At 71.2% G+C, this 7,220-nt stretch carries 5 protein-coding genes; 1 reads left to right on the top strand and 4 read right to left on the bottom strand.

Annotated features, from left to right (window positions below; translation table 11 throughout):
- From KN815_RS44400 to KN815_RS44410, 3 genes are all read right to left on the bottom strand, one after another.
- On the bottom strand, positions 1 to 912 hold a 912-nt coding region (locus KN815_RS44400), incomplete at its 3' end, for an SDR family NAD(P)-dependent oxidoreductase (protein ID WP_216347445.1).
- Positions 909 to 2,456, bottom strand: a complete 1,548-nt coding sequence (locus KN815_RS44405; RefSeq protein WP_216347446.1) for an acyltransferase domain-containing protein — start codon at positions 2,454 to 2,456, stop codon at positions 909 to 911. The genes KN815_RS44405 and KN815_RS44400, both read right to left, overlap by 4 nt.
- A 1,076-nt stretch (positions 2,457 to 3,532) precedes the next feature.
- Complete coding sequence (locus KN815_RS44410) at positions 3,533 to 4,981, bottom strand: MFS transporter (protein WP_216347447.1); 1,449 nt, start codon at positions 4,979 to 4,981, stop codon at positions 3,533 to 3,535.
- A gap of 111 nt (positions 4,982 to 5,092) precedes the next feature.
- Between KN815_RS44410 and KN815_RS44415 the strand changes: the two genes are divergently transcribed.
- Entirely contained in the window at positions 5,093 to 5,896 is an 804-nt protein-coding gene (locus KN815_RS44415; protein ID WP_253209631.1) for an aminoglycoside adenylyltransferase domain-containing protein, read from the top strand.
- Positions 5,897 to 5,956: 60 nt separating this feature from the next.
- On the opposite strand, the gene KN815_RS44420 is transcribed toward KN815_RS44415, so the two are convergent.
- A complete protein-coding gene (locus tag KN815_RS44420; RefSeq protein ID WP_216347450.1) occupies positions 5,957 to 7,066 on the bottom strand; it encodes a zinc-binding dehydrogenase in 1,110 nt (369 codons plus the stop codon).
- Positions 7,067 to 7,220: the final 154 nt, after the last annotated feature.

Here is a 7,220-nt window from a genome sequence, read left to right on the forward strand (position 1 = left end):
GGGCGCGGACGCGGACGGCTCGGGGGCCGCTACGGCCGCGGACGGCGCGGACGGCGCGGACGCTGACGGCACCGAGGCCGACAGGGCCGGGCGGCGGGCGGGCTTGCTCACCTGGTCGGCCAGTCTGCTGTGCAGTCGCAGGCCCTGCATCCCGCCGATGCTGATACCACCGTCGGCGACGAGCGTCTGCCCGGTGATGAAACCGGCGTCCTCATGGAGGAGATGCACGATCAACCGGGCCGCCTCCGGCGTCGAGAGGGTGCGGTTCATCAGTTCGTCGACCGCATCCGCGCCGCCGACCGTCGCCGGGCCGTCGAGGTTCACGATGATCTCACTGGCGACGGAGCCCAGCAGTACGGTGTTGACCCGGATGCCCTGGCCGACCAGTTCCAGCGCGAGATAGCGGACCAGCGACTCCAGGGCCGCCTTGGTGACACCACCGGGACCGTAGCCCGGAACCGGCTGGTGCGCCCCGACGCTGGACAGGCAGAGGATGCTCGCGCCCTCGCGTCCCGTCATCAGCTCGGCCGCCCGGCGCGAACAGTGGTAGGCCGCCATCACGTTGGTGGACCACGCCCGTTGCCAGTAGGTGTCGTCGATGTCGAACAGGGGCAGGAACGCCCCGCCCGCGGCGTTGTTGATCAGGATGTCCAGGCCACCGTGGCGCTCCTGGATCAGGTCGAACATCCGGTCGATCTCGCTGGTCTTGGCCACGGAGGCGCGGATGAACTCACAGCTATGGCCTGCCTGTTCCAGTTCCTCCTGGAGCAGCTTCGCCTGGTCGACCGAGTGGAAGTAGTTCACGATCACATGGGCGCCGCCCTGCGCCAGGCGGCGCACGATGTCCGCGCCGAGGCTCTTCGCGGCGCCCGTTACGAGGGCGATCTTGCCCCGCAGGCTGTCGTCCGTCACCCGGCGGCCTCCGCCCGGCCCTGTACGACGCCCTCCGCGATCCGACGCAGCGTACCGGCGGTCAGCAGCGAGGTGTTCGACCTCAGATCGGGCAGGTCGTACCGCTCGGAGACCCGGCCCAGCAGGGTGACCTGCTTGAGCGACTCCACGCCCAGCTCGGACTCCAGGCCGTCGTCCTCGCCGAGCAGGTCCGGCGGGTAGCCCAGGAAGTCACCGTAGAGCGTGCGCAGTTCGGCCAGCACCGTCTCGTAGTCCAGCCCGGCGGACGGCTGGGCGACCGCGTCCACCGGAGCGGCCGACGCGACAGGAGTGGCCGGTGCGACAGGAGCGGCTGGAGCTTCGGCGGTGACAGGAGCGGGCGGGGCGTAGGAAACGGCCGCAGCGGGTGGAGCGGCGGAGACGGGCGGAGCGACCGGGGCAGCCGGAACGACCGCGGAGACCGGGGCGGCGGGTTCCGCGTAGTACGCCGGGGCGGCGGGCACGGGCGCGGAGACCGGGGCCGGCGCCTCGGCGAGGGCGTCCGCCGAAGGCGGGTCGGCCGACTCGGGCGCGCTCACTCGCGCGGAGGGCAGGAGCCTCTCGCTCGGCCGCACCGGCGGGCGCGAAGAGAACGGGCCGATCGCCGTGGGGTCCTCCGCCAATGCCCGGACGGCTCCGACCGGATCGCTCTCGCTGAGCGGTACGACACACCGCACACCCGGGATAGACGCCTCGACGAACTTGGTGACGACAGGCCACTCCCCGCATTCGACGAAGATGTCGGCACCCGCCGCGTGCAGCTCGCGGACCGTTTGCAGCATCCGGACCCGGGCGGTGAGCGCGCCGGCGACGAGGTCGACCGGGTCGTCGTCGCCGACGTCCCGCCCCAGCCAGGGGGAGCGCACCCGCCAGCGTCCGGAACCGTACGCGGCCCTCGGCGCCGTGGCCCGGAGATCCCGCGCGGCCTGCGCCATCGCCGGAGTGTGCGTCGGGTGCGGGACGTCCAGGGGCAGGCTCGGCCAGCCGAGCGCGTCGGCGACCCGCTCCACATGCCGGATCAGTTCCTCGGGCCCGCTGATGACGCTCTGTCGAGGGGCGTTCTCGCAGGCCAGTACCAGGTGGGGATGGTCGATCAGCCCGGCGAGCGACTCCGCCCGCCGACCGTCCACGCCGACCGCGAGCATCTTCCCCCGCCAGCTCTGCCGGGTCAGCGCCTGGGACCGGGCGACGGCCAGCCGCGCGGCGTCCTCCACCGGCAGGTGGCCCGCGGCGGCGAGGGCCCATAGCTCCCCGATGCTCTGTCCGACGATCGCTATGGGCTGGATGCCCTCGGCGACCAGCATGTGGTGCGTCGCGAGGCTGACGGCGAAGATCTCCAGATACTGGACCTCGGGACCGCGCCGGTCGCTCGTGCCGTTGTCCTCGATCAGCCTGGTACTGATGTCGGGCAGCCCCAGGCCCGCGGCTGCCTTGTCGATGCGGGACAGTGCGTCACGGACGGTCTCGTAACGGTCGTGGAGGTCGCGAAGGACGCCCCCGCGCGGAGCGGCCACAGTTCCGGGCATGACGAAGACGGCATCCACCTGTGCATCACCCTCATTTCGGTCCCGGCCTCCGGCGAGGCCGCATCCGCCGGCCGGGCTTCCGAAACGCCATGACGGCGCGACAAAACCCGCGGCAATTCGTTCATTTACTGCGCTATACCGGAGTGGTGGGTCCAGCGAAAGAAACCCCGGGCAGAAATTTGTTTCCCTGCGCATTTTCGCGTCGCACGGGGCTCGCATTTACGGTATCCGGGCCTCTTCCGGAGCGGCAATGATGTTCAGGCAACTAGTTTCAGCCTAAATGGATCATGCATTTCGATCTGGCCAATCCCACACAGGCACCCTTGCCGCCGCGCGGGGGCGCATGCTAGTCCCGACCGTCCGCCACAGGAGCGGCCGCTACTTGACCGTTTCATCACGATTTACTTTCGGGCATTCGTGCACGATTCAACCATACAGAGGCCCTGCTTTGACGATCCGACGTGACCGGGGCCGGTCGCACGGCCAGGGCCGGTCGCCTGCCGTGGCCCGCCCGGTCCGGTTCGTCCGGCACGTTCGCCATTTCGCTATCCGGCCAATCAGCCGACGTATGAGGTGGGTCATGTTTACGAGCGAGACCGCCGAACGACCGCCGGAACGTCGGCTTTTCGCCCGTGGCCCGCGGGCCAGGACCGTGCCGCCGCGATGACCTGATTCCGGCGGCAGAGACAAGCCGTTGCCCGACAGGCACAAGGAACCGTCATCGAGACCGGCGATCCACCACGGCGTTCCGGCAGGTGAGCAGGGTGCCCACGGACCGGAGGGACCGCACCCGCCTCGACTTCCGCGCCCGCCTCGGTCGCGGGCGGGTGCGCGGGGCGACCCCCGGCCATCGACCCGTACGCGGACGCGCGCATCCGGCCTATGACAGAGGCAGAAGCCGCTGGGCCGGCGAAACAACGGTTCCGCTCGGCTGAATGACAGGTCGAGGTAACGGGCCCCGAAAAACGGCGCCAAACACCGGCCACGAATTGTCACTTAGCTTTATCGGCGTGCAACGAGTCGTCGACGACAGGCAGCCGCATGCGCGACGTTCAGTAATCAGGATCGGCAACCGCTCAGCGGGATGTGCGAGCCTTCGCATCGGGCGGCCCGCCCCTGGGCGTGGGCGGTACGCAGAACCATGCGAGGCCCGCGGCGGCCAGGTAGGCGAGTGCGCCGATGGCCATGCTGGTGCGCAGCCCCTCGCCGTAGTCGGCAGCCGTGGCCAGCAGGGTGCCACCGAGTGCCACGCCGATGGCGCTTCCGAGCTGGCGGGTGGTGTTGAACAGGGCGGAGGCGGTCCCTGAATACGCCGGGGGCGCCGCGCCCATGACCGTGGAGGCGGAGCCGGTGAGTGCGAAGGAGGTGCCGAATCCCGCGGCCATCATCGGGGCCACCAGCAGCGGGTAGGCGGGATCGGTTCCCGCCGCGACCCAGCCGGCCAGCCCCAGGCCCGCCAGAAGCATGCCGGTGAACACCAGCGGACGGTCGCCGGTCGTGCGGGCCAGCCGCCCGGACAGTACGGAGGCGAACATGGTCATCGCCACCGCGGGGAACAGCGCCAGGCCGGCGACGAGGGCGCTGTAGCCGCGCTGATGCTGGAAGTCCAGGCTGGCGGTGAACACCATGCCGTAGAAGCCGAAATTGAACAGAAGGCCGATGACGGCTCCGCCGCCCAGCGCACGCGAGCGCAGCAGCCTCGGCGGAACGGCGGGCGAGCGGGCCAGCCGCTCGCGCACCAGGAACGCCATCGCGGCCAGTACGGACAGGCCCACCCCGGCGAGGACGACGGGATCGGACCAGCCACGCCGGCCGGCCTCGTTGAGCGCGGCGGTCAGCGAGGCCACTGCCGCCACGACCGCGCACTGCGCCGGCCAGTCCAGAGCCCGGCCGGTGAGCCGGTCGGAGGGCGCCACATGGCGCAGCGTCAGCATCAGGCAGGCGAGGCCGACGGGCAGATTGATGAGGAACACCCACCGCCAGCCCACGGTGGAGACCAGCAGCCCGCCCAGCAGCGGCCCCGCCGAGGCCGCGATGCCCGCGATGGAGCCCCATACCCCGAAGGCCCGCGAGCGCGCGGCCGGAGCCGGGTATGCCTGCTGGAGAAGGGCCAGCGAGCCGGGCACGATCAACGCCGCACCGAGGCCCTCCACCACCCGGGCGGCGATCAGGACGGGGGCGCTCGGCGCGAATGCGCACGCGGCCGAGGACACGGTGAACACCACCACGCCGGTGCAGAAGATCCGGCGGTTTCCCAGCCTGTCCCCCAGCGCACCGCCGCTCAACAGGAACCCGGCGAAGGCCAGGGTGTACCCGTCGGTGATCCACTGGATGCCGGTGAGCGAAGCCGACAGCTCCCGGCCGATCACCGGCACGGCCACGTTGATGACCGTCACATCAAGGATCACCATGAAGTACCCGGCACACACGGCCAGCAGCGGGACCCAGTACCGCATGCCGGACACCGGGCCGGGCGCGGGAGAGGACGCCGGCTCGCCGCCACCGGCCGACTCCGCGAACGCCACGTCCCCGACTCCGTCCCATCCACGAAGGCTTTACGACAAAAGGCACGATAAGGGATGTATGGATGCGCAGCGGGGTGCGGCGGCCCGGATCACGCTGTGGATACTGGACAGGTGGTCCACCTTCGCGAAGATCCGCATTCCATCCCCATCGAACTGCGGCCCTATCTGGCGGAACTCGTCCGGCGCACCCGCACGGTGTGCGGGCCCCATCTGGTGAGTGTCCTCGCGGTCGGCTCCCTGGCGCTGCGGGACTACCGGCACGGGCGCAGCGACCTCGATGTGACGGTCGCCGTGGAGCCGTCACTGCCCGGACCGGCCCTGCACGACCTGGCCGGGGCTCTCGCCCACCCCCACCTGCCCTGCCCGGCGGCGGGCCTGGAACTGGTGGTCTACGGAACGGATTTCCTCAGTCGCCCCTCCGGTACGGCCGGGTACCTTCTGGACCTCAACACCGGCCCGCTGCTGCCGAACCGGGCCGATGTCGACGCGGCACGCTCCCCCGCGTTCTGGTACGTCATCGACCGTTCCATCGCCCATCAGACCGGGCTCTCGCTGTTCGGCCGCCCCGCGCGGGAGGTGATCGCCGCGCCGGAGCGCCCGGATCTGCTCGCCGCGATCCGCGCTTCCGTCCGTGAGCACAGCGACGGCGAAGGCCACCTCGCGGACAACCGTGTGCTCAACGGCTGCCGCTCGGTGGTGTTCTGCCGTACGGGTCGCTGGATGGCCAAGCGCGGGGCGGCGCGGGAAGTCGCCCTGGCCGAGGAGGACTTCCGGCCGCTCATCGAGGCCGCGGTGCGCAGCTTCGAGCGCCCCCGCTCCTCCGCGATCCCCCTGCCCGCCGCCGCGGTACGAGCCTTTCTGACCTGGGTACGCGAACGGGTCGATCAGACCGCCGCCCGGGCGACCGGGACCTGAGCGGGGAGGCCAGGCGAAGGGCTTGTCGGCAGCACGGCCTTCGCCAACAGCGCGGTCGGCTCAGGGCCGCAGCAGGATGCGGATCGGGTTGCCCTCCCGGTCACGCAACCGGCGGATGGCCTCGTTCACGTCCTCCAGTGGCAGGATCGCGCTGACCGACCCGGAGATGTCCAGACGGCCCCGGGCGGTCAGCTCGACCAGGTCCTCCAGATGCTCCATGCGGTACCCGGTGTGTCCGATCACGGTGTGGCGGTTGCGCACGAAGTGGAGTTCGGGGCCCACGGACAGCGGGTCGGGAGAGATGCCGACGAGCACCAGCCGGCCCCGGTGGCCGAGGGCGCGCTCCGCCTGGGTGAAGGAGGGCGCGCGGCCGACGCAGTCGAAGGCGACGTCCAGACCCTTGCCCGCCGTGATCTCCTTCAGCCTGGCCCGGGTGTCCTCGTCCGTCGGGTCGAGCGCGAAGTCCGCGCCCAGGGCGAGGGCGCGCTCGCGTGCGGCGGGCAGCGGGTCGAGGGCGACGATCGGGGAGGCGCCGCAGATGCGGGTCAGTTGTACGAGGTGGGTGCCCAGGCCCCCCAGCCCCCAGATGCCCACCGATTCGGCGGACCGCAACTGGGCGGTGTCGATGGCGCCGTACGGGGTGGACACGGCGTCGGCGAGCACGGCGGCGTGTTCCAGAGGTACGGAGTCGGGCACGGCGATGAGCGTGGTGGCGTCGGTCAGCACGTACTCGGCCCAGGCCCCGTCGTAGTGGAAGGCCATGACCTGGAGGTCCTCACAGGTGTTCGTGCCACCGCCGAACCGGCAGGCGGGACATGTGCCGCACGCCTTTCCCGCGCCCAGGACCACCCGGTCGCCCGCCTTCCAGTGCCCGGTGCCGCCGCCGACCGCCGCCACCACGCCCGACGCCTCGTGCCCCGGGGTGACCACCGGCAGCCGGGGTGCGATATGGCCGTCGAGCTGGCTCAGGTCCGACTGGCAGATGCCGCACGCGGCCACCTTGACCACGACCTCGCCCGCTCCTGGCCGGGGCACGGGCACATCCTCGACCGTCAGCGTGCCCGCTGCCGTGTCGAACCGGGCCGCGCGCATGGTGGCCGGGAGGGCGTCCGCCACCGCGTCCGCCGCTGCGTGCGCGCCGGAGCGTATCGGTCCTGCGTCCAAGGTCATCCGTGGTTCCTAATCCGTGTGTAGGGATTCCAGCCGGGCCCCGGCGGGGTGGCTGGTCTTGCTGCTGGATGGGGTCGTGGTGGCCCGCGGGTGCCGGGTGAATCCCTTGTGGTTCCCGGCCCTGGAGGCCTTACGAGAGACCGGCGACAGCCGG

The organism is Streptomyces niphimycinicus, from assembly GCF_018883605.1.
Classification (GTDB): domain Bacteria; phylum Actinomycetota; class Actinomycetes; order Streptomycetales; family Streptomycetaceae; genus Streptomyces; species Streptomyces niphimycinicus.